The 24,628-nt window shown below is 41.6% G+C and carries 18 protein-coding genes and 1 pseudogene; 4 read left to right on the top strand and 15 right to left on the bottom strand.

Translation table 11 applies throughout. From position 1 onward, the window contains the following. Nucleotides 1-94: 94 nt before the first annotated feature. A complete protein-coding gene (locus tag LZG73_RS14860) occupies nt 95-1,573 on the top strand; it encodes a capsule assembly Wzi family protein (RefSeq protein WP_233851117.1) in 1,479 nt (492 codons plus the stop codon). A gap of 3 nt (nt 1,574-1,576) precedes the next feature. On the opposite strand, the gene rfbD is transcribed toward LZG73_RS14860, so the two are convergent. From rfbD to LZG73_RS14785, 15 genes are all read right to left on the bottom strand, one after another. Further along, entirely contained in the window at nt 1,577-2,440 is an 864-nt protein-coding gene (gene rfbD / locus LZG73_RS14855) for a dTDP-4-dehydrorhamnose reductase (RefSeq protein ID WP_233851115.1), read from the bottom strand. 106 nt (nt 2,441-2,546) lie between these two features. After that, a complete protein-coding gene (locus tag LZG73_RS14850; protein ID WP_233851113.1) occupies nt 2,547-3,914 on the bottom strand; it encodes a sugar transferase in 1,368 nt (455 codons plus the stop codon). A 249-nt stretch (nt 3,915-4,163) separates the two neighbouring features. Continuing rightward, entirely contained in the window at nt 4,164-5,024 is an 861-nt protein-coding gene (gene rfbA, locus LZG73_RS14845; protein ID WP_233851111.1) for a glucose-1-phosphate thymidylyltransferase RfbA, read from the bottom strand. A 45-nt stretch (nt 5,025-5,069) separates the two neighbouring features. Further along, entirely contained in the window at nt 5,070-6,125 is a 1,056-nt protein-coding gene (rfbB, locus tag LZG73_RS14840; RefSeq protein WP_233851101.1) for a dTDP-glucose 4,6-dehydratase, read from the bottom strand. A 31-nt stretch (nt 6,126-6,156) separates the two neighbouring features. Continuing rightward, a complete protein-coding gene (rfbC, locus tag LZG73_RS14835) occupies nt 6,157-6,696 on the bottom strand; it encodes a dTDP-4-dehydrorhamnose 3,5-epimerase (protein ID WP_233851098.1) in 540 nt (179 codons plus the stop codon). Continuing rightward, a complete protein-coding gene (locus tag LZG73_RS14830) occupies nt 6,632-7,792 on the bottom strand; it encodes a DUF1972 domain-containing protein (protein ID WP_233851097.1) in 1,161 nt (386 codons plus the stop codon). Before LZG73_RS14830 ends, rfbC begins: the two co-directional genes overlap by 65 nt. Nucleotides 7,793-7,813: 21 nt before the next feature. Next, nucleotides 7,814-8,908: a glycoside hydrolase family 99-like domain-containing protein gene (locus tag LZG73_RS14825; protein WP_233851095.1), complete on the bottom strand. Its 1,095-nt coding sequence runs from the start codon at nt 8,906-8,908 to the stop codon at nt 7,814-7,816. 54 nt (nt 8,909-8,962) lie between these two features. Then, nucleotides 8,963-10,132 carry a hypothetical protein gene (locus tag LZG73_RS14820; RefSeq protein ID WP_233851086.1) on the bottom strand — a complete coding sequence of 390 codons (1,170 nt, stop codon included), beginning with the start codon at nt 10,130-10,132 and terminating at the stop codon, nt 8,963-8,965. 31 nt (nt 10,133-10,163) lie between these two features. Then, the gene (locus LZG73_RS14815) at nt 10,164-11,000 is read right to left on the bottom strand and encodes a hypothetical protein (RefSeq protein ID WP_233851084.1); all 837 of its coding nucleotides are present in this window, start codon (nt 10,998-11,000) and stop codon (nt 10,164-10,166) included. Between the two features lie 27 nt (nt 11,001-11,027). Continuing rightward, nucleotides 11,028-12,419, bottom strand: a complete 1,392-nt coding sequence (locus LZG73_RS14810; protein WP_233851082.1) for an O-antigen ligase — start codon at nt 12,417-12,419, stop codon at nt 11,028-11,030. A gap of 33 nt (nt 12,420-12,452) precedes the next feature. Next, nucleotides 12,453-13,919, bottom strand: a complete 1,467-nt coding sequence (locus LZG73_RS14805; protein ID WP_233851072.1) for a flippase — start codon at nt 13,917-13,919, stop codon at nt 12,453-12,455. Nucleotides 13,920-13,989: 70 nt separating this feature from the next. Beyond that, nucleotides 13,990-16,380 (bottom strand): tyrosine-protein kinase, encoded by a 2,391-nt coding sequence (locus tag LZG73_RS14800; RefSeq protein WP_233851070.1) that lies wholly within the window; start codon nt 16,378-16,380, stop codon nt 13,990-13,992. Between the two features lie 26 nt (nt 16,381-16,406). Continuing rightward, a complete protein-coding gene (locus LZG73_RS14795; RefSeq protein ID WP_233851053.1) occupies nt 16,407-17,240 on the bottom strand; it encodes a polysaccharide biosynthesis/export family protein in 834 nt (277 codons plus the stop codon). A gap of 217 nt (nt 17,241-17,457) precedes the next feature. Beyond that, on the bottom strand, nt 17,458-18,198 hold the full coding sequence (locus LZG73_RS14790; RefSeq protein WP_233851051.1) for a tyrosine-protein phosphatase: 741 nt from the start codon (nt 18,196-18,198) through the stop codon (nt 17,458-17,460). Between the two features lie 2 nt (nt 18,199-18,200). After that, nucleotides 18,201-19,649 (bottom strand): capsule assembly Wzi family protein, encoded by a 1,449-nt coding sequence (locus LZG73_RS14785; RefSeq protein WP_233851049.1) that lies wholly within the window; start codon nt 19,647-19,649, stop codon nt 18,201-18,203. Nucleotides 19,650-20,039: 390 nt separating this feature from the next. Between LZG73_RS14785 and LZG73_RS14780 the strand changes: the two genes are divergently transcribed. The 3 genes and pseudogenes from LZG73_RS14780 to LZG73_RS14770 form a co-directional block, all read left to right on the top strand. Beyond that, nucleotides 20,040-21,677 carry a DUF1800 family protein gene (locus LZG73_RS14780; RefSeq protein ID WP_233851047.1) on the top strand — a complete coding sequence of 546 codons (1,638 nt, stop codon included), beginning with the start codon at nt 20,040-20,042 and terminating at the stop codon, nt 21,675-21,677. A 14-nt stretch (nt 21,678-21,691) separates the two neighbouring features. Then, the gene (locus LZG73_RS14775; RefSeq protein WP_233852430.1) at nt 21,692-23,221 is read left to right on the top strand and encodes a DUF1501 domain-containing protein; all 1,530 of its coding nucleotides are present in this window, start codon (nt 21,692-21,694) and stop codon (nt 23,219-23,221) included. A gap of 4 nt (nt 23,222-23,225) precedes the next feature. Then, nucleotides 23,226-24,628, top strand: a pseudogene (locus tag LZG73_RS14770) (T9SS C-terminal target domain-containing protein); the annotation flags it as partial.

Genomic DNA, 24,628 nt, shown 5'->3' with positions numbered 1-24,628 from the left:
TTGCCGGTCTTGTTTGGCATAATGTTTTTCTTTTCATTTCTTTATTCGATTTTGCAGTAAACCTCGATCAGCATCACGTTAAACATTTCCTCTATTGAAGACTTCTATTCGCACCATTTTTATAAGCGCCTGCACATTGGTGGCAGTTTTTGGGTCTTTTGTAAATGCTTCCGCGCAGCAGGCGGATAGTCTTGCAGTCCCACAATCAAAAGCATGGGTTGAGCTTGCCGCGTATGGCTCGACAATTTCCAGAATTCCTTTCTGGCTGCATGCAAACCAATGGGGCATTGTGCCGACGTCGGGCAATGTGATCAGTCTCCGCACCGGCATTGAAGCGAGAAAGGCTTTGACAACGGATTCGAAGGGAAGGCCAAACTGGTCTGTTGCTTATGGCGCTGAGCTCGTCGGAAATGGAAGCCAGCATAGCAAGCTCCTTATTCCCCAGGCCTATGCCGGGATTGCTTTCAAAAAATTTCAGCTGACCATTGGACGTCGTAAACAATACGTCGGATTTAATGATCACGAGCTTGGCACGGGTGCTTACATGTGGTCTGGCAATGCACTGCCCGTTCCCCGAATTCAGCTTGGTTTCGAAGACTATGTTCCGCTGATTAGAAATTTTATATACTTCAAAGGCTTCTATTCCGACGGCGTTTTAGATGGGAAAAGACCTGTAACAAGTGATTTGAAACTGCATAACAAAAATCTGTTCGTGCGTCTTGGCAAGCCAACCGGCTTGATCCAGCTCTACGGAGGTTTTAATCATGCCGTGCAATGGGGAGGGAAGTCGCCCTACTTTACAGAAAACGGCCAAATGCCTACTGGCTGGGATAAATATTGGTATGTTGTGAGCGGTTTCAAGCCAAGTGGAAAGCTGGACGGCATATCGTCTTTTGACAACAATAACCGCATTGGTAACCATGTCGCCAGCCTGGACTTTGGGATGGAGCTGGATTTCAAGGCAGTCAATATCATGTTTTACAGGCAAAATTTGATTGAAGACGGATCGCTCTTTTATTTAAATAACATTGCAGATGGTCTGAATGGAGCAGCCATTCGATTTAAGAATACGGACGGAAGAAATGTCACAATAGAGCGGCTTACGCTGGAATTATTGTATACCAAAAGCCAAGGCGGCACGGAGGTTTCAGACACAAGCGCCATCCGCGGCAAAGACGATTATTTCAACAACGGACAAGTAAGAGATGGCTGGCAATATTACGGAAGAGGGTTGGGAACGCCATTCATCACACCACAATCAGAAAACAACTGGCCCAGATATGCCGACTTTTTTACCAATAATAACCGTGTTTGGGTGCTCCACGCAGGCATGCAGGGGAAGTTCAACAGCGCCATTTGGACCAGCAAGTTATCACTTTCCAGCAACGAAGGGACTTACGACCAGAAGCTCCCAAAACCATTGAATCAGTTCTCCGGCATCATATCTTTGGAACAGCCCGTCGACTGGCTTGGAGGCTCAGTCGTCAAGGGTGCAATTGCGGTTGATGCCGGAGAATTCTTCGATGATGCGATTGGTATTATGCTTTCGGTCAAAAAGAATATTTCATTTTAGCGCTCAGGACTGCTCGGCGGCGAGGCGCTGCAGGCAAACCGTCAGGCTATCTCTCCAATAAGGGATCTGCAAAGCGAATGTGCTCTTGATTTTTGACTTGTCCATCACAGAATAGGCGGGGCGAACGGCTTTGGTCACATATTCCGAAGTTTTTACAGGATTCAATTTGACTTCGGTTTTGCTGATGTCAAACACCGCTTTGGCGAAATCGTACCAAGAAGTTACGCCTTCGTTGCTGTAATGAAAGATGCCGTAAGCAGTGCTATCGGATTCGGTGATATCCAGAATTGTCCCTGCCAAATCAATCGCATAAGTAGGGGAGCCCACCTGGTCAACGATGACGCCGAGCTGATCTCTCTCTTTGCCTAAGCGGAGCATTGTTTTTACAAAATTGTTTCCGTATTCGGAGTAAAGCCAGCTTGTACGCAATGTAAAATGTGCTGGTAAAATCTCAGCAATTGCAGCTTCGCCTTCCAATTTTGTCAGACCGTAAATGTTCTCCGGTTCAGCTGGATCTGTTTCGGTCAAAAGCCCTGTAACATTGCCTTTGAACACAAAATCCGTAGAAATATGGATCAAAGCAGCTCCGTGCGCCGCGCAGGCTTTGGCAATATATGCAGCCCCGTCGCGGTTGACTTTGCGGCAAATGTCCACCTCATCCTCAGCTTTGTCAACAGCAGTATAAGCTGCGCAATTGATGACAAATGCGGGTTTTTCGGCAGCAAATAATTTATCGAGGAGCGCTTCGTCAAGAATGTTTCCATCTTGCTCGGAAGGAAATGAAATGTCTGTTATGTTTCTTTCAGCAGCAACTTTTTTAAGACAGCTGCCTAGTTGGCCGGACGCGCCGAGGACTACGATTTTCATTTGGACTTGTTTAAGCGGTAAAATAAATCTATGATAGCAATTATACAAAAAGCCCGGCAATTCAGCTGCCGGGCTTCTCTAATATAGTCAGAACATTAACATTCAATTATTGGCCTCTTCCTAAAACCATCACCTGAACGGTTCTGAAAATCAAGCGAACGTCATCAAACACGCTGTATGATTTCAGATATTGAAGGTCGTATTTCAAGCGCTCCACGTTTTTGGCAACTGTATCAGCATATCCGACATTGATCTGGCCAATAGAAGTAATTCCAGGCTTAACGGTAAGCAGACGTTGAAACTCGTGCGGTGCCGCTTCCATGAGCATGTCCACGTCGTATTTGTACAAAGGACGAGGGCCCACGACAGACATTTCACCTTTTAACACATTAATAAATTGAGGCAATTCATCCAATCTGGATTTTCTCAAAATGCGTCCGATTGGCGTTATACGCGGGTCATTGTCGCCCTGTGAATGTTGCAAACCCATTGTATGCGCGTCCACCCGCATACTGCGAAACTTATAAATGTAGAACATTTCGCCCCATCTTCCGGAACGTTGTTGTTTGAAAAATACGGGTCCGGGAGATGTGATTTTAATTGCGGCCCACACCAAAAAGAATATCGGAGCACCAAGGATCATTACAATTGCAGAGAAGATCAGATCAAAACTGCGTTTCAACGTTTGTTCATTGAAACTTGAAAACGGCTTTGTGTTTACCTGAATGATCGGATACATGTCGTGATATTCGATTGTAGCCATATTCGTCATGAAACCTCTGAAATCCGGCACAAGGCGAATCTGTGTTTTCAGGCGCTCACCAAGCTTGATCACATCCCGAACTTGCTCGTCGCTCATTTCCGATAAGCAGCAATACAAGTAATCAAGCTGATTGCGCTTCACAACGGCTTCAAGCGCGCCGATGTGGTTTTCCTGACTATCCAGCTGAAACATGCCATAAAAGCGATAGCCAAGTTCTTTTCTCTCACCGTAAAATTCACGGATAAGCGAAGCAAGATCACCCTTGCCAACGATGGCGTAGCGGTTGTAGTTGTAACCAGCCTTGCGATACACTTTCAAAAACAGCACTGCCGCTGCCCTCGAAGCAGTCGACATCACCACAAACACACCGTAAGTAGCAAGAAACTGATATCTCGAATATTCCTCACCCTGCTTGGTCAAGTACAAAAAAGCCATCATTGCTGCTCCGTGTACAAGCACAGCTTTCAGGAAATTACCGAGTTGCGTATTGAAGTGATAGGATAGGCGTGTGAATAAGTAAGTTTTTAGGATGTGTATTGTAAATATCCAAACGAGGTTGGCAACCAGGAGGAGGTTAATGTAATTGTTTGGAAGAATATCCTCACCAGAGTCGAAACGCAAGAGATAGGCCGTCAGGAAGGAAAGGTTCAGCAGAACCACATCAGTCCACAAATGGGCTTTGGGCAGCAGCCCCGAGTAGTGATTTTTCATATTGATAGACGTTGAGTGTAGTTTTTGTTTCAAGTAAACAGCAAATTAAACCGTAGTCCACACGTTTGCTTGATTAATACAAGTATACAACACTTCTTTGAATATTTCAAATCAGTCCATGAGGAAAATCTTCTAAATGTCTATTTTAAAGCTACTTGGCTAAATTATAAATTTTAGAGAACAAAAAGTTCCTGCAATTGTTCAACGGCTATTGACTTAATGATGTGCCAGAAGTCCAGTAAACATGTGCTAACCGAGAATTCTCATGAGATACGTTCCATAACCACTTTTAACGAGCGGTTTGGCGATTTCGCGCAATTGTTCAGCATTAATAAAGCCCATCCGGTAAGCAATCTCTTCAATGCAACCTACTTTGAGGCCTTGTCTTTCTTCAATTACCTGAACAAATTGTCCTGCCTGCATCAATGATTGGAATGTTCCGGTGTCAAGCCACGCTGTGCCTCGGTTCAGCACGCCGACTTTCAGCTTGCCGCGTTCCAGGTAAACCCGGTTTACATCCGTAATTTCCAGTTCGCCGCGCGGTGATGGCGGGATGGTTTTTGCAATTTCAACAACATCATTGTCATAAAAATACAATCCAGGAACTGCATAATTAGACTTCGGCTCTTCCGGTTTTTCTTCGATTGATAAAACATTATTGGCCTTATCAAATTCCACAACGCCATAACGCTCAGGGTCATGCACCTGATAAGCGAAGATCACGCCGCCATCAGGATCGTTGTTGGATTGAAGCAGCTGCGATAAACCGGAGCCGTAGAAAATGTTATCGCCTAATATTAAGGCAACTTTTTCGCCTCCGATAAATTCTTCACCAATGATAAATGCCTGCGCAAGTCCGTCCGGGCTTGGCTGCACTGCGTAAGTAAATGTGCAACCCAGGCGGCTTCCGTCGCCCAGTAATTTTTCAAAATGCGGCAGATCGTGAGGAGTCGAAATGATGAGGATTTCACGAATCCCGGCCAGCATTAAAATTGATAATGGATAATAAATCATTGGTTTATCGTAAACAGGCATAAGCTGCTTACTAACTGCCAATGTTAACGGGTGCAACCTAGTCCCGGATCCACCGGCCAGAATAATTCCTTTCATTTGTAAGATCGTAGTAATGGTAAGTAATGTGCCCTGTCCGGTTGATTATCTGTCCGAATACATTTCGGTGTAATATTTCTGGTAATTGCCCGAAGTGACGTTGTTAAGCCATTCCGTGTTGTTCAAATACCAGTCAACCGTTCTTTCCAGTCCTTCTTCAAATTGCAATGAAGGTTTCCAGCCCAGTTCTTCCGACAGTTTGGTTGCATCGATCGCGTAACGGAGGTCATGTCCGGCGCGGTCGGTCACATAAGTGATCAGTTTTTCCGTTTCACCTTGCTCACGGCCCAGTTTGCGGTCCATAATGCTGCAAAGCAACAGCACAAGATCCAGGTTTTTCCACTCGTTATGGCCGCCAATGTTGTAAGTTTCGCCGTTGCGTCCTTTGTGGAAAATCACATCGATGGCAATGGCGTGGTCTTCTACAAAAAGCCAGTCGCGGATGTTTTCGCCTTTTCCATAAACAGGAAGTGGTTTTTGCTGAATGATGTTGTGGATCATCAGCGGAATCAGCTTTTCAGGGAAGTGATTTGGGCCGTAGTTATTAGAGCAGTTGGAGATGACAACGGGTAACTTATATGTATTCTGATAAGCCCTTACAAAGTGATCCGAAGACGCTTTTGAGGCCGAGTATGGCGAGCGCGGATCGTATTTGGTCGTTTCAACAAAGAATGTTCCTGGATCATGCAGTTCACCATAAACCTCATCCGTAGAAACGTGGTAAAAACGGCGGTCTGTAAAATCGTCTTTCCAAGCTTTTTTGGCAGCATTCAAAAGATTCACCGTGCCCACCACATTGGTCATCACAAATGACATCGGATCAGAAATGGAACGGTCCACGTGCGACTCAGCGGCCAAATGAACAATGCCATGAAAATCATTTTCGCCGATCAGCTTATTAATAAATTCAGCATCAACGATATCGCCTTTTACAAATGTGTAATTAGGAGCGTTTTCAATGTCCCTTAAATTTTCAAGGTTTCCTGCGTAGGTGAGGGCATCCAGGTTATAGATGTGATAGTCCGGATGAAAGTTTACGAAACGGCGCACAACGTGTGACCCAATAAAACCTGCACCGCCTGTGATTAAGATTTTTTTCATTTTAACTTTTGTCATTGATTTGACTTATAGTTTACGCTTCTTTGAAGATGTTCTCGAATGTTGGAAGAAGCTGATCTTTTTCTGAAACAATTGGATTTTCTATTCCCCAGGAAATATTCAAGCTTGGATCATTCCAAAGAAGCCCGCCCTCCGACGCCTTGTTATATTGAGCAGTACACTTGTAATGAAATATGCTATCTTCGAGTGCAGCAAATCCATGAGCAAATCCTTCTGGTATGTAAACCATAGTCCCATTTACGCCATCAATATCGAATAGTTCATATTTTCCAAATGTTGCACTCTCAGGACGCAAATCCAATGCCAAGTCTAACACGCGACCGGATATTACCCTTACCAATTTACCTTGAGCGTAGGGAGCTAACTGAAAGTGCAAGCCTCGTACTACACCTTTCTTTGAAAAAGACTGATTGTCTTGAACGAAAGTATTAGTAAATCCTTGCTTCGCCCAACTGTCGTAGTTAAAAGATTCAAAGAAGTGGCCGCGTTCATCGTGATAGATGTTTGGCTTGATCAGGAACACGTCCTGCAGGGTTGTTTTCTCGAACTTCATGTTTCGTTGAGTAAATGGTTTTAAAATGATTTTCGTACTGTTCAATTATATTATCCCACTCGTAAATGGTTCTTATCTTGTCTAAATTATGGTCGGCAAAAGATATATAATCTTCTTTCCGGGCATTATTGACGACTGCTGTGACTTGTTCGCTGTTGGCGAAATAAAGCGCATCGCCCTCTAATATTGTAGTATTAAATTCATTCTTATTTGCACATATCAGCGTATGTGAAGCCATTGCTTCCAGGAGCGAAGGATTTGTCCCACCGACTGAATGTCCATGGAAGTATAAATTTGCAAAATGTCTGATGTTATTTAAAACATTAATGTCGTAGATCCCTCCAAGAAATTTAATGTTGTCAAACTTTTCGTACTTGGTTTTCAGGTACTCACCGTATTTGGTATTATGCTTTCCTACAACAAGGAATGGTAGCTGTTTATCTGCAAGAGAAACGCCTTCTAATATTGTATCAACATTATTTTCTGGTTCAAGTCTAGCAATTAACATATTATAATTGCCAGGATTAATATTGTAACTAGCAATTTTACTAACATCAGCCGCTTCAAAAGGATGCGCACCGTATGGTATATACGTCGAGGAAATGTTATATTCTTTTTTTAAATAATCTTGTATTCCCAGTGAATCAGAGATCCAATAATCGCTAAAAACAGTGCCCAGATATTCCGCCTTTTTTAAAAAAGCCCTCACCGGTTTGGAATATTTGCTTCGCTTCCATTCTAGACCATCCATATTAGTCGTTACAATAGACTTGTCTCTGGGAAGCATCCAGCCCCAGACCGTACTACTGGTATAACCCAATTGCAAGATGATGTCATAGGATTGAGACCTGGCATGTTTTATACAATTCAAATCATAAATAAATTGTCCGATTGTCCCCCATTTATCTTCGGGATCGTAGCAATGAATAAGCTTTACACCATTCCATTCACCTTTTTGATATGGATGCATGTGAGAATTATAAACGGTGATTTGGTGACCTCTCGCAACCAGACCCTTAGCAAGGTATTCAGCGAATTGTTCAAAACCACCGTAGTGATTCGGAATCCCACGCGTTCCTATAATAGCTATATTCATGCTTTCTACAAATTTCTAGATCTAATCTCGAACCTTACCTTGCTTGAGTCCTTCAAGTAAACTATTCTTTAATTGTTTGGATGGAGTTAACCAGGCACCCTCGCCATACTCATTCCATGCGTATAACACTGCTATGTTTCCCGCAAGGCTGCTTTTATTTTGAGACATCCAGTCTAAACATGACTTAACAGATTTATAAACTGACTGCTTTGAATATCCTTTTAAGCTTGACGATTCCCTGTTACGGGGGTCAGTAACCGCTCTTGGATCCCAGTTTAATGTAACATTTGGTATAATGCGAAGGTTGGTGGACTTCGCCATCTGATCCCAGACCCTGGCCTCTGTGGTCCTCATCACATCAATGTCATGAGTTCCAATCTGCGTCGAATCCGGAATATATTGATGAAAATTGTAACCAGTCAAAACATCAAAGCCACATGCTTCCGCCTGATTGATAATATCCAGGCGATTAAGATTAACGGCAAACGTTACGCCATTAGAACCGTTTTTAACTGCCATTGCACGTAACGAATCAAATGCTTTCTTAACATTTTCAGGCGTTTTAAAAGATTGCAAAAGGTAGTTTAGACTAAAAAATGTTATCACAGGTTTGCCATCGACAAGTAAATATCTCTTGTCCTTAAACAACTTACACCAGTAAACCGAAAGGCTGTCCCAATCATCCGGCTTAAAATTGTAGCCTTTGTGATTGGCAACCATAATGCTGAATTCAAAGTTACTATCAAGCTTCAAGAATTGCTTTAGCGCATTGTTCTTGATATCGCTGTCTACTTCGCCATTGCCTGAGTTTTTATAATACCAGCAAAAACTAAAAAAGGAAAGGCCATATTGTTTTGCCAATAACACTTGTTTTCCTATAACTTCTGGGTTACTGGTTTGCCAGCCCCATATCGGTTTTCGCTCATTGAATCTGCTAACGAGATCAGCATTCATGTGATTAGACTTTGATCCAGACCAACCATCGAAATAGTATGCTCCTAATTTTACATCTTGTGTCTGAGCTATTAGAGGAAAGCAAATTAGAGCATTCAATGTAATGAAAAGTGTGCTTTTCATTACATTGAATGCTCTAAACTGTTTAAGAATTTGTGTCATGAAAGTCACTTTTATAATGTTTTGTGAAACAGCTGATCCTTAATGCTTTCTGCATTAAAGTCTGCTCGCCAATTCAATAAATGAATCTGTTTTCGATTTCCACGAATGATCTGGAGATAAATTAATCTCAGCCTTTGCATTTACTGCCTTATCAATCAATAAAGAAAAGGATTCTTTATCATCAGCAATTAGCATAAATTCCGACAAGTCTGCCATTCCTGCACCCCTGGAACCAACTGAGGGTAATCTTGCGGCCAGGTATTCATAAGCTTTTATACTGTCTGCACCACTATCTAGATGGTTGTTAACATAAGGAATTATTCCAACATCAAAATTACAAACGTAAGCCGGGTATTTCGAATAATGCTTGTCACTGAGGTAGTGGAAGTTATCACTTTTTGAAATGTCATTAAAAACCTGCTTGTCCAGCACTTGCCCTACAATAACGAAACTTTTGTCAGGATGTTTTTCCAAACAGTAGTTATACATCTCCCAATCGAACAAGTGAGATATCTTACCACCAAACCCAATAATTGGGCGGGTAATTGTTTTCATGTCCTCGGGAACCTCGTATTTTTTTCTAAACGTTTCGAAATCAACCCCATTTTTTATTAAAACGGGAGCTGGAATGTTAAGAAGTTTAGTAAAATAATCTATATTCTTTTTTGAGTTAGTAATCCACTTGCTCGCATGCTTCGATAATGATGAATATGCCGTTTTAAGCTCTTCTTCAATAGTTTTGTTGTCCGGAAATTGTAAGAAGTTATCCCATGCATCAAACACTGATTTACTATATGAATTATTTTCAATAAATTTATACGCAAAGATATTTTTATTAAAAATTATGGGTTGCTTCATTTGCAACAGGTTCAGGCATTCCTTGTAAAAAGCACTTAACTGTTGGTCACCAAATATGTCAAAAAACCATTTTTTCTTGTTTAACGCCTGTCCCAAAATGTCAAATGTAATGTAGTCAATGACAAACATGTTTTCGGACACCTTATATAGCTTGAACCCGCCTCGCTTGTAAATGACTTGCCCTTCAATTTTTAGGGAATTGCCTTTGACCAATATTTCCAGATATGTCGTTGGCCTATTAACAACAAGCAACTTAGAAACCCTTTCATGATTTGCAAGATGATGCAGGAAATGCGCGTCTCTGGTCCTGGCTCCCTCTTTTGAAATCTTACGCCAATCGTGGTAGGGAATACTAACTAAATTCATATTATGGTTTAGGTTTAATGTATCCAAAAAACTATGACCTGATAAATCTTACATCCTTGTACTTTAAAGAAAGTTTTAGCCGGGAATATAGAGCGAAAACATAATTGAGGAATTGAGCGAATGGCCGGTCACTCAAAATGATTTGCCAAGCTTTCTGAAAATTCCTAAACCGAGGTAACAATTCTTCGGCTGTTGTTTTAGACCATAATGCCGAGTTGTGTGCAATTACACTATCCAAAACATACAGTTCCTTCTCTTTCCAAGCATAATCCAGGAGAAATTTTGTATCTATTCCATATAAAATAAGCCTCTCATCAAATTCGTAGCCTGTTCTATTAAAATATTCCTTACTTATCGTCATGCCACTTGTTACACCGATTACGTTTTTAGCTTTAATGATACCTGCTCTTGGGCTAGCCCAGTGTTTACCCTTAAAGAAATGAAAATTACCAGGACTAACTATCCGATCGCCGTTCATTACAAGGGGCAAAAACAGCTTTAAAGCAGGATTTTCTTGTATAGCATTTGATAGAGTATAGAAATATGTATCAGGTAATCCGCTGTCTTGATCAAGCAGAATGATATAATCGAAGTTATTGGAAGAAACTACCATGTTATATAATTTTGCCAAACCTGTATTAACAGGAGTGGAAATATATTCACAGGGTAGGAGGGTTTGCAATCTTTCGCTGTCCGACTTGTCGAGTCCAGCCGGACTATTATCCCATACGATATAGCGTACATTTAAATTTGCAGCTTGCTTCTGCTTCCCTAGGCTTATAATCGTTTGACACTCGTCCGGAGGGCACTTATATAAAACGACAAGAACAAGCACTTGTACGTCAGATGTTGTTTTGATTCCCGGCATAGTTCTATTATATTTTATAAAAGCACTTTAATGCGCCTCGTTTAAAACATGAGTTTCTATTCTACTACGTTGAATGGCAGCTTTTTCCTGTTGTATTTGCCTAACTAAAAGTCCCATGAGGATAAAGTAAAAACTATTTACAGGAAAGTAAAAAATACTGTCAAAAGAGAAATTCTGCAAAAACCAGATAGCAAAAAGTAATATGGCTGAATTTGAAATCTTGGTAAATCCAAGCGCCTTGTGTTTTAGACAAAATCTCACTGGATTTACAAATATTACATAGAACAGTAAGGAGAATATCCCATAGGCTGTTAATAATGTAAGGTATGCATTATCAAATACAAGAAATGAGCTGTTGAATTTGGAGTCAAGGCTGAAACCTCCATGGGCAAGTTCACTTTTAAGTGCATCAATTGAGAAACCGATTCCAAATACATTGCTCGCAAAGATATTGGCAACAACGGAATAAGCGCCAAGTCTCTGATCTACATTGGCAGTTTGAAGTCTTTTAAGCGATGTGCTATTGATAAGGTCCATGAGATACGGAAACAAAATCAATACAGTCATTGCTGCAACAACAGATGTAATCAAGAACGTACTATTTTTATATTTCTTTTCGAGGAAAATATAGATAAGTACAGAAGCAATAGCAAGAATCAATCCGGTCCTGGAAGCAGATAATATGAGGAAAGGCACACACATGATCATATTGAACCAACTCCAATGTTTCAATATAATGCCCTTTACGAATAGCGCTGCGATGTAGAAAGAAATAAATCCTGAAAATACAAGCGGGTGTCCAGTCAAACCCTTTGCACGCTGCTGCAAATCCACGAATTTTTCAGAATAAATGATTTGGTATGGCGTATAAATAAACAACACCTCCAGAATCACAAAGATGATTGTTAGGTAGAAAATCAAATCCAGCAGCGCATAGAATTGCCTGATATTAGTCCTGTCAAGAAGTGTCAGGTAATAGACACCAAAAGTAGATATCAAAAACAGAATCATTCTGACAAATTCGTCAACTGTATTATTTCTGGCCGAATTAAAAAAGGCAAATAATAGTAGTGGAAGGATTATCCATTGCGCAAAACTGAAATTATATTTTACCCTGCTTTTAGTAAATAGCCAATAGACCAAAATTATTACCACTATATACAGTGGGGCGATATATCGGGTCGCTCCCAAACCAATGGTGCTAGAAGTGGATGGGATCATCAAACTATAAGCAAATATCATCGTCGTGACTCCGGCCTTGCGAGAAAGTACCAGGTAAAAACCTAGTAAGGTTATCAGAAACAGAAGGTAAAATGAGTATTTAAAGATTAGCGACGGCACCACAGCGAATAGACCTCCTATCAGCAGCGCAGGCAGCCAGAGACTTTTATCCTTTGTTATAATACTGAAGCTATTCATTGATTTAAGTTAGAAGTCTTACACGTGATTGAGCTAAGCAAGCTTCAAATAGTGCGATTGAAATGAAATTAATTGTTTGAATAGTGTGGCACCTGAAATGATGATAACTAACACTGCAATAATAATTTTCCACGTCAAATCAGTAATTAACATTGTTCCAATTATCGGAACTATTGCCAATAATGTCACAATCAGAATTTTGTTACACGCAGGCTTGACTTCTGGTAATGTTTTTCCTGAAATAAATAATAAGAGAAAAAAGTCAATAAACATTCTGAATGACCAGGCAACTGCTGCACCCTGTACACCCCAGTCGGATAATAGCAGCCATAGTGCAAGAAGGTATAGTGGAAGTTCAATTATGTGCAACTTCGCCGTTATATCGGGACGTCCTACACTTTGCAGCAAAGCATGTGGCACTCTTGCAAGGCTATTCAGTAAAAAACCAATGGAGAGGAATTGAACAATGGCGGTACTTTCAATAGCGAAGGTTTCGCCTAGCCAAAGGCTAAGCCCCTCGTTAGCAAACAATACAAATATTACGCACACTGGAAGAATAGCATTGAGCATTACAACCGACGTTCTCCAAAATAATGAGCTACCATCTTCACGCTTTGAACTACCCCAGACATTTGCAAAAGTTGGGAACATTACTGAAATGAGTGCAGTCGGTGCGACGCTAAGTTTATTAATAGCATCAGCCGGGACAGTGTAATATGCTATTTTCGACACTGAGATAAATGATCCAATAATGAATCTGTCTAACTGTACCATTAAAGGGCTAATCACATTGCTTACTGTTACCCACGCACCATACCTGAATAGATACTTGCAATACAAAAATTTAATTTGTGCATTCCGAAAGGTTAGGATATTTAAGCGGAAGCAACGGTTTAGATATAACCCCGTTGATATAATCCTAGCAGCGGCCAATATTAATGTTACAATGTACAAGTCATTTGACCAATACAATGCGACCACTGGCCCGAGAAAGTTAAAAAGGCCTAGAAACAGTCGTATAGTACTGATAGCCCTAAATTCATTATGGGCTTCGAGCAGGCCTATTATCCCAGCTTGCAGAACCACTGTTGGTAGTGCCAACGCTAATATTTGTAACGCCTTTTGAGACTCCTCAAGCAATGCCCCTTCTATGTGTAGGAAATTGCCTAAAATTGCTTTGGAGGATAGAATCAAAACTATTCCTGCAATTATTCCCATCAGACCGATCAGAAAAACGGATGTTAAGGTCAGATCCGGAAGCTCATCTTCTTGTTCTGTACCCAGGCGCTCCGCTACCAGTTTGGTAAGTGCGCGTCCCATTCCAAAATCGAAAATGCTGAAGTAGCCAATGATCGACCATATGAGGGTCAGAAGTCCAAAACGTACATCTCCGTAACCTGCAATTAATTTTGGAATTGCATAAATTGAGACAACCAATGGAAAGATTGCTCCCAGTAAATTCCAGGAAATGTTCTGTATAAAGCCTTTTCCTTTAGCCACGTTGAGTAAGTGTTAGTATTGCTGAACCCAGATCTTACGAGCCGGGTCAGTTAGGGAAACTTGTCAGTTGTTAACTGACAAGTTTCTTGATTTTAGCTGTAACTGATGTTGCTTTTGAATCCGAATCTTCAGAGTAATATCCGTATCCGTATCCACCGTATCCGTAGCCATATCCGTATCCAGCACCGTAATTGACACCATTGAAAATCACAGATAAATTGGCAAATCGACGTGACTGGTGAATTTCTCCGATTCTTCTGAGGTGATCATGAAGTGTATAATTGTACCGAACGATATACAATGTTGCATCAACATACTGCGCTATCAAAGCGGAATCGGTTACTAACCCGTACGGTGGTGAGTCAATCAAAATGTAATCATATTGAGTCTTCAACTCCTCGAGCATTACAGGCAATTTCCCATTACTTAACAACTCTGATGGGTTCGGCGGTATGGGACCACTTGTAAGAACATCGAATTTCGGATGCACGCCAGTCGACTGGATAAAGTCACTGTAGCTGCCTTGCCCTATAAGACAATTTGACGCTCCTGTTTTATTAGACACTTGCAAACGTTCATGAAGCGTTGGCTTTCTCAAATCAAGTCCGATTAGCAATACCCGCTTATCTGAGTATGCAAGGCTGGCCGCAAGGTTCACGCTGACAAAGCTTTTACCTTCACCTCCTATCGATGACGTAAACATGATTACCCGGCAGCTTCCATCTCCAAGATATTGCAAGTTTGTTCGTAAGGCTCGGAATTGCTCTGCAACAGCACTTCTGCTGGTCATTTTGATAATTGTATCTTCTCCCTGTGGATTCTCCCCACTCTTTTTCATCTGTCCTATCTCACCTAAAATTGAGGTGTTGGTAGACTTTTCGATTTCCTCTCTTCTCTGTACAGTGTTATTCAGTAAGAAGAGGAGGTTGATAATCAAAATAGGGATAATAAATCCAGAAACTCCTGCTCCCAGCCAGATAACCGCTTTTCTCGGTTTAACCGGTCTGAAAGTTGATATTGGAGCATCGATTAGACGGCTGTCGGTAACAGTGGATGCATAAGCCAAGGCTGTTTCTTCTCTTTTCTGAAGCAGATACAGATAAAGTTCTTCCTTAATTGACTGCTGTCTCTTGATTCCGACGAACTCTCTTTCTTTTTTTGGAATGCTTCTCAATCCGGCAGAAAATCTAGTATTGATCCCCTCCAAATTTCTTTTCGTAACCGCCATTCCTCGTTTTAGATTCTGAACGTTTTCTTTAATCGATTGACGGGTTCCCGCTAGCTGGGTGTTGATTGTCTGTAGAAGTGGGTTGTTCGGAGAAGTCGTCCTGGCATATCTTTCTCTTTGAAGTTCCAGCTCATTGAATTTTGTTAACAATGACACCAAAACGGGATCATCAATCATATAAGTTGCAGGAGCAACGGCACCTTCTCCGGCATTCGAAATGTAATTGTCTACACTTTCGAGAATGCTGATTTTGGTGTTAACTTCATTCAGTTTCGAGTCGTTTTCCTTAATATTTTCAAGAAACAATTGAGATTCAGCGCTGATATCTGTAATGCCTTGAGTGGTTTTATAAGATTCAACATCTTTTTCAACATCACCCAATTCGCCAGTTATTAGTCCAAGGCGGTTTTCAATAAACTTCAGCGTATTACTTGCTTCACTATTTTTATCAGTAAGTGAAGATTGGACGTAAACGTCCAACAGTTTATTTAGTACGTCTTTAGATCTTTGAACATCCGAATCTTCAAATGTTAGTTCAAGGACGGTGCTCTTTACATTCGGTTGCTGAACAGTTAAGCGTTCAAGCATATCTTCCGCTAAGTTCTTAACTTCGGTAAAGTGCACTTCGATTTTATCAACAGAAGTATCAACTCCTGCTTTATTTTTTGTTACAATGAAAGCGCCCCAAGCGTTATTAAATCTTTGATTATAAGAGAATAGCTGCTCTTCATCATTGAATCGAAAGTGAAGGCTGTCGACAATATGGATGACCATCGCCTCTTGAAAGCCATAAGGAGTAACAACCTCTGGAACAATCGTGATAGGCGTAGTGCGGTATAAGTTAATAGTGCTTAACCCTTGTTTCGCAGTGTAGGAAACATCCAGTCGCAACTCTTTAATAACTTGCTCCATCAAGGTTTGAGATTTGATAATCTCAAGCTCATTTTCTACCAGCTTGTTTCCGCCAAATTGGGTGCTCAATTCCGATAATATATCACCTTGGGCACCACTTAAACCTTTATTCTCGTCCTTAATCAGAATGCTGGTTTTTGTGCTGTAAACAGGTTGGGTTACCTGAAGGTAAAGAAATGCCACAATAAGTGACAAAAAGATGAAAATAGGAAACAAGTACCAGTAGCGGACATACCGCAAAAGATACTCCTTCAGATTAAATTCTTGTTCCACGTGATCCATGGAATCAATTGTGGCAAGATTAGCGCTATTGTCTCTCATAAAGTGGCAAGTGTGATTTTTGTAGTTTATAAACGCACCAAATTCAAAATCAAAATTCCAAGGGTGCTTATCCCGCCGACTATGGTAACAACCAATGGGACTGTGCGAATTCTGCTATCCGTGTCAAGCATTCTGGCCTTTACAGGTTCGACATAAATGACATCATTTTTATGAATGTAGTAGTATGGAGAGTTAAAGATATCTCTGGACGTAAGGTCGATTCTCGCATATTGACGCTTGCCCTGCTCCTCTCTTATGACCATTACGTTGTTCCTATTTCCATAAATTGTCAAATCTCCTGCAAGACTTAGTACTTCCGGAAGCGATATTTTCTCGTCAGGGATTACATAAACTGCTGGCAGCTTAACTTCTCCCAATACGGAAACCTTGAAGTTTAAATTTCGCACAATGACGGAAGGCTCTTTGAGATAGTTTACCAACTTAGCCCTAATTGTATCGGCGGCATCTGTCGTTCTCATGCCTGCAACATGCATTTTACCAACCAACGGAACCTCGATATTGCCATCAACGTCAACCAGATATCCTAATGGCTGCACTCTGGGCCCACCAACATTAGAATAGTTAGTACTTGCTGTTGTAAAAGTGTTAGGGGCATTAAATACTTCATTCGCTTCAGCATTTAAGCTTCCTACTATGATGGAAAGAATGTCGCTTGTCTGAATCATCGGAACGTATTTCTGTGTAATTTCTTGTGAAGAAAAAGCAGCCGAGTCACCTTGGAAATATACAATTGACTTTGGAGATACGCAGGAGGAGTTAGTAAGAATAATTGCAGAAAAGCAGACAACGACCATAATTGCCGGAATCAGCTTCCCAAAAGTTTTGTAAGTTAAAATCATGTGATTTTATTTTGATTAAGATATATTAGGTACTGACTGACTGTTATTTAATCCACTCTATTGAGCCTGCCTCAAAACATCACAACAACGTCAAAATTGTTTGCATTTTAAAATAGCGTCAGCAACATTTGGATTGCAACTACTAGCAAACCTTAGCTATGTACAATTTATTTGTATTGTGTAACTAAGTACAAATATAAGATAAATTCAATTATGGCTACCACAAACCAACAAGTTTTTCGTTTTGAAATGGATACGTGGAAACCCATTTATGGCGGTCGCTTTGCTGGATCATATTCAAGTGCTGGATTTTGTGTGCGTCGGTTCCTATAAATGTGATCAAGTCATTACGCAGGAGCCATTCGGCGATTTTGGTGATATTGTCACCATAATAGCCGGTCAATGACAATATATTTACTTGCAGCTCACAACCTTGGTCACTCAATTTTCGGTACATAGGCAAATCTGAATGGAAATATGTGTAACGTTCGGGATGTGCCAGGACAGGCTGGTAGCCAAATTCTATAATCGAAAACAAGGTCTCCGCCAGGTTTAGCAGTGGCGTAGAGTACGGTAATTCTACGAGTAACCTGTTGCCAGGCAGGGTTAACAAAGTCTCCCTGTTGATCAGCATTTGCATGAAGTGTTCATCAATAAAATATTCCGCGGCAGCACCAATCGCTATATCCAGACCAGCAGCGAGCACGGCCTTCTTAACCTCGTCCAGTTTAGAAGAAATAATTTCCGGAGTATTCTTATAGCAATCCCAAATGATATGCGGAGTAGTGACAGCGTGGGTATAACCCAGGTCCTGCATTTTTGCAGCCATGGCAACCGATTCTTCAATAGTCTCTACACCATCATCAATTCCCGGCAATATATGAGAATGTATATCTATGCCTATATGGGCAAGATTAATCTGTTTTTTATTTTTATTTTTAAATATCCAGTCTAACATGTTTATCGAAAAGTCTTCGCAGCAGTTAAAAACATACCTTGTGAAGCGTATAGTAATTTGCCGCTGTCCGCAGCAATCGTAAGTGATAAAACAGTATCCTTCCTCAGATTTCGTACTATTTTGACATATCCCATAAATTGTGGAGTCTTTGGAAAAATGCCGTAAATCGCAGGTGTGTGTCTCTCGCCGGCAGTATGCCCATTTTCGCTGGTTCCAAAAGTCCCGTAACTATCTGAATAGGTTAACTTGGTATGGAACTGCCATAGCAAATTAGAAATTACAAGGCTTAAATGCAATGCGACAACCCTGTTATTGGTAAAGTAATCAGCTGGGTAACGCGGCAGTTCTTCCCGCATGTCGTTGGTTGTGGTAATCAGAGGGTTGCCAAGTCCTAATCCCATATAAGACCATCCCTGAGTATATAAATAGTTGTTATAATAGTCTTCATCTCCAGAAGGCGTAATCGGAGACCAAGATTCACCGCCTTGATTCCTGCTGAAAAAGAACTCCAGCAGCCCTTTGCTGACGATGAACTGCTCCGAAGGTTTCCTTTTGTTGGTAACACTGAACCCTGTTAAGCCATCCCGCAAATTCGAAAGATGTGCAAGTCCACCAACCTCGTAGAAGAACTGGCGGTACAGGAAGAACTTCATTTTGTCCGTGTCATAGTCAATCGCCGCATCCATTGATCCCATGTGATTTCCAACTTTACTGTAATTCCAGGCCTTCCCAAATACTACATGTTTGTATGTCTGCGCAGCACTCAGATCGAAATTAGCCCAAATCAGGCCCTCATTTCCAAAAAAGACTTGGTGGTTAAAACCGGCATACAACTTCATTCTCCAATTTTCAGCACCTATCCTTCCATAAAATGACTTTTGATGAAATTGCGTTTTTGCGGATTTGACTCTACCATATTGCAGTGGTAATTCTCCCAGCCATCCGTGTGCGAAGCTTCCCTTGAATGCCAGGAGCCCATTGGCAAATGGAAGCGCGTAGAAGTCTGGAATACTGAATTGCACTTTAGGTATGCCGAGAGCGTTTCCGGATATTGAAAATGCCCCTAATGAAAGGGTAGTGTCTACCAAGCCCACCACATCTCTTGTACGGCCAGCTTGTAGCTCGAATATGCCAATCTTAAAACCTGCATATCCTTGAATTAATGTGAAATTTTGCTGTCTACCAATATTGAATCGCCCTTCTACGCCAGTCTTCCACCTTAGTAAGGTTGATTTTGTTGAATCGTAATTTACCTGAGCCCTGCCAATGAGACTGACTGAAGGACCATTTAGTGGTTTGCTTCCAAATTGATTTGATCTGAGCCAGAAGGGAGCGGTTGCATTACTCGTAAAACCTGCCTGGCCTTCTAATACAGCGCTCAAACGGGATGATTGAGCTACCACAGAATTAAAAGATAACCAAGCAATGGTTATATAGGCCAATATTTTCATATCACACGTTGAGGTGCAACAAATGTAGTCACAAGAATGCAATATAAAAATTTAACAAGTCGAAATTTGAATTATTCCTGGATACTCTCAATTTTATTAAGCGTGATGAGGTACTGTTACATGCACGTTTCCTCATCTAAATGCTCCCTAGCTCGATCTGCACTTTACTTTCTTAAAGACTTTTAAGCAGCTTGAAATGCTAGGTAATAATCACATAACTGCACCATTCCTAGTAAACACGTGTGTAGAAACGACTTAGATTTATTGATTAAATGTAGAATTACTTGTAATGATATACCGAATTACCAGTATATTTGTATCAAATAGTTTTCATATAGGTATATATTTGAATTTATTGTTTTCAGGATTTTATACAACACTTTGCCGACAATGGCGTATTTAGACACGTATTCAGGAACACTGACATCAGTAACTGCTGCTCATTTGTTGCGAAGAGCAACGTTCGGTCCAACAAACCAGGAGATTGCCGATTTTACTGGAAAAACTGCTGCGCAGGCAGTAGATCTGTTAATTGCCAATTCATCCTTTCGCGCAACCCCGCCGCCGCCAGTAGAAATGGATAATACAAGAGCAGATGCTGGTCAGCCATTTTTTGGCAAACCGTTTGAAACAGAGCGGAATCCCCCTTACTATAATTATGTGAGATACTGGTGGGTAGGATTGATGACAGAGCAGCTTGGTCGTCCCTCTGTCTTGGAAAAATTAACTGCTTTTTGGCAAAATCATTTTGTCGTGACTTACGCAGCTGTTCAGGATTACAGATTTGTTGACAGGTATCTCAGGTTGCTGAGAAACAATGCACTTGGAAACTTCAGGAATCTAGTAATAGAGATTTCCAAGGATCCGGGAATGCTTGTTTTTCAAAATGGAAATGAAAACACGAAAGAACAACCCAACGAGAACTTTGCCCGGGAGCTGCAGGAACTTTTTACGGTGGGTCAAAAGGACTTCTATGGAAATCACAATTATACTGAGGGAGATGTAAAGGCCGCAGCTCAGGTATTAACCGGCTGGCAAGTCACTAACCGATTCAAAGAGCAATCCACTTCGATCGGAGTATCATTTACACCAGCACGGCACGACACAACAAATAAGGTTTTTTCTGCCAAGTATAGCAATAAAGAGATAGCCGGCCGGTCCTCTTCAACCGGAGGAGAAGAAGAGTTAGCTGAACTCGCAGACATGTTATTAAGGCATCCCGAATGTCCAAAGTTCATTTGTCGGAAGCTATATAGATGGTATGTCAATACGAATGTAACACAGGAAATTGAAGATCAGGTTATTGTTCCTCTGGCCGCTTTCTTTTCAAGTGCTGCAAATAATTATAAAGTTGAACCGGTTATCCGAAAATTGCTTTCCAGTGACATCTTTTTTGATAGCAAAAACATCGGAGCAATCATTAAGTCTCCCGCTGAATTAATGATAGGGGCTGTCAGGATTTTCGACCAAAAAGTGCCGGATCTGACAACTGACTACGCTGCGTTCCAAAAGATGATGAATTATTTGAGCTATGGAATGAGTGCGCTTCAATTGAATCTCTTAAATCAGCCTTCCGTCTTTGGCTCTCCTGCATATTATCAAACCGGTTTTTCAAAGAACTGGATCAACGAAAGCATGTTAGGTTTAAGGGGATCCAGAACGGATAGCCTGGTTTACCCTTATCTCGAGATCAAACCGGGATATATTTTAGGAGTTGATATTCTTGGCAGACTACGGAACATCCAGCCCAATTTCTCAGACGTAGCGGCCTCCCCTGCAATCACATGCGAGGAGGTGTTGGCCGAATTGTCAAAAAACATTTTTGCATTAGAACTTTCCCAATCGCAAAAGGACTTCCTAATCGATTCCATCATGATGATGAAGAGCAGCCCACGTACCACCTGGATCAGAGAATGGGATGCGTATCGCGCAACTCCTGATAATGTTTCAAGGCAGAATGCGATACTCTGGCGATGTAGAGCGCTCTTAAAGTATATGTTGAGAATGGCAGAATACCAAGTATTTTAAATCTAACAGAGATGATGAATAGAAGAGATTTTATGTCAGCCGGAGCCTCGTTGATGCTTCCTTTTATGCTGGATGGCTTTGGTATCAAGTCAATGGCAAAAGGTTCTGCGCTTGTACAGTCTTTACAGAATGCTTCAATATTCAATAGTGACAGGGTCCTTGTAATAATTTATCTAGCTGGCGGCAATGATGGATTAAATACTATCATACCGTTGGAGTTTTATTCGCAATATAATGCGTTGCGAAGCAACATTGCAATACCGGAAAGTGCTGTCCTGAAGTTGCAGGGCACTCCTGAGACAGGCTTCCACCCCGCAATGAGTGGAATGAGGAGTCTTTATGACGAGGGTAAATTAGCTATAATCAATTCCGTTTCTTATCCTAATTCAGACCAGTCGCATTACAGATCTACCGATATCTGGATGACCGGAGTCGATTCCAATCAATATGCGTCGAGTGGATGGGCGGGCCGCTTCCTAAACGATAGGTTCCCTGGTTATCCGGAAGCTTATCCTACCCAAGATATGAAAGACCCTTTGGCAGTGCAAATAGGGCAAATCAGCACACCAGCGCTATTGGGGACATCACAATCAATGGCCATCACAATTCAAGATCCAAATGTTTTTTATCAATTAATAGGGGAGTCAACTGATACGATTGCGGGAGACTTACCTTGTTGCGATGCCGGAGATTTGATTTCTTTCGTAAGACAAAAACAGGTTTCAGCAGTTGGTTATGCCTCTCAGATTAAGGCTGCCGCAGATGCAGGTAGAAATCTTGCGGCATACCCTGATGCGTTACAGAAAAATGAATTGGCCGATCAATTAAAAATCGTTGCCCGATTGATTCACGGTGGACTGAGGTCTAAAATCTATTATGTTGAATTAGGTGGCTTTGACACGCATTCCGGGCAGGTAGGAACAGCTTCTACCGAGGGGACGCATGCAGTGCTCCTGAAAAATTTGTCAGAAGCTGTAAGTGCATTTCAAAATGACTTGAAACTTCAGGGAACAGAAGACCGGGTTCTAGGCATGACGTTCTCTGACTTTGGCCGCCGCGCGACTTCAAATGCTTCCAAAGGCACTGATCATGGTGTTGGTGCACCGATGTTCTTATTTGGCACCGGAATTAAGAGACAGCTCGTAGGAACAAATCCCGATCTCATTAACGGCTTATTACCTGCTTCCCCGCCCGCGTGGGACAACAATCGGGATATAAAAATGCAGATCGATTTTCGCAGGGTGTATGCCGATATCCTGAATGAGTGGTTTGGGCTGGCCAGTTCACAAACTGAGCAGCTACTTTTCAGGAACTTCAAGACCACCTCTGTTTTTTCTGACAAGGTTCAAACCATTGCTTCTGGTGCATGGCCTAATCCGGAGATTTGGTCTCACGGCCGTGTCCCGTCAATAAAAGACATAGTACGCATCAATTCTGGCCACATCATTACTGTGGGCCAAAATATCCTAGCAAAAGATTTGAAGGTTGAATCGGGCGGAGAGCTCAGGTTTTTAGGTAACTATACGGTAAACATTACTGGGTGATCATATGAATAGATTATATAAATTCGGAATTTGGTTATTGTTACTTTGTCTTTGTTCGATTACCTGTAATGGCCAGGTTGGTATTACTAAAACCGAGCGTAATAATCCAAAAGGCATTGTAACCTTCGCTGAGTCATCGACGATCAGCGGTATTACTAACAGCAAGCATATAGACGGCTATGTCAGAAAATTAGGCCATTCAGTGTTCACGTTTCCAGTAGGACATCAGGGCTTCTATCGGCCCTTTGCGGCCGAGTCGGACGGAACAACAGGTGCTTATTTTCGTGGTGATCCGGGACAAGCAGCATTACCTGCCGGATCGCCGTTTAATCGAAACACCCGGGATAGTTCGCTGAGCGCTGTCAGTTCGGTAGAGTACTGGGATGTGATAGGCAGTGAGCCCACTAAATTGACACTAAGCTGGAATGTAGAGAGTGACTTGACAACTTTGACCGGCGGATCAGTCGATTTGGTTACGATTGCAGGATGGAATAAATCAAATGCACGATGGGAAAAGATCGCCTCTTTGCGGGACCAGAATTCTATAACCGGTGGCACCAGTACGATCTCAACTGGTTCAATCACATCAGTTCAAGCTGTTGATTTGAAAAATTATACGGCTTTTACGTTAGGATCAGGTCTGTCAGAATCTGTTGCATCCAATTTCGAAGGTAATTTTGAATCTGTTACTAATTCGGAAATAAAGGGTTGGGTTTGGGATCAAAACTATCCTAATGCTGATTTAACCATTGAACTGTACGAGGGTCAAACTGTTTATGCAAGTGTTAAGGCGAACGTATTTAGGTCAGATTTGAAGGATAATGGCAAAGGCACTGGTAACTACGGATTCAAGATTGCAATTCCTGCAACGCTTAAAGATGGAAAAGCACATCAATTGAGCGCCAGGGTAAGGGGAAGCTCGTATATACTAAACGGATCACCAAAGCAAGTTTCTTATTTGTTCGAAGGGCAGATAGAAATGTTAGATTGTTACCGGATCAAAGGATGGGTTTGGGACAAGCAGAATCCGAATTCAACTATCGATGTGGAAATGGTTGAAGGAGGTATGGTACGTGCGACCATATCCGCATCCCAGTTCAGACAAGATTTAAATAGCGCAGGGAAAGGTTCAGGTAATTATGGATTTGAAATTGCTTTGCCAACGTCGTTGAGAGATGGTAAGCCGCATCAATTTGATTTCAGGGTTAAAGGAAGCTTGTACAGCCTTGTTGGATCCCCGAAAGGTATAAATTGCATTCCTTCTCAGTATTACGGAAGCATCAATGCACTGGATTGCAGCACAGTTCAGGGCTGGGTATGGGACAAGTCATATCCAGAATCTTCGCTGACGATCGAACTCTATGAAGGCTCGACAGTGCATGCTACTGTGGTGGCCAATGCATACCG

It is taken from the genome of Dyadobacter sp. CY326, assembly GCF_021390515.1.
In the GTDB taxonomy this organism is placed as follows: domain Bacteria; phylum Bacteroidota; class Bacteroidia; order Cytophagales; family Spirosomataceae; genus Dyadobacter.
The sequence above is the reverse complement of the archived record's forward strand: the minus strand, read 5'-3'. Positions and strand labels throughout refer to the sequence as shown.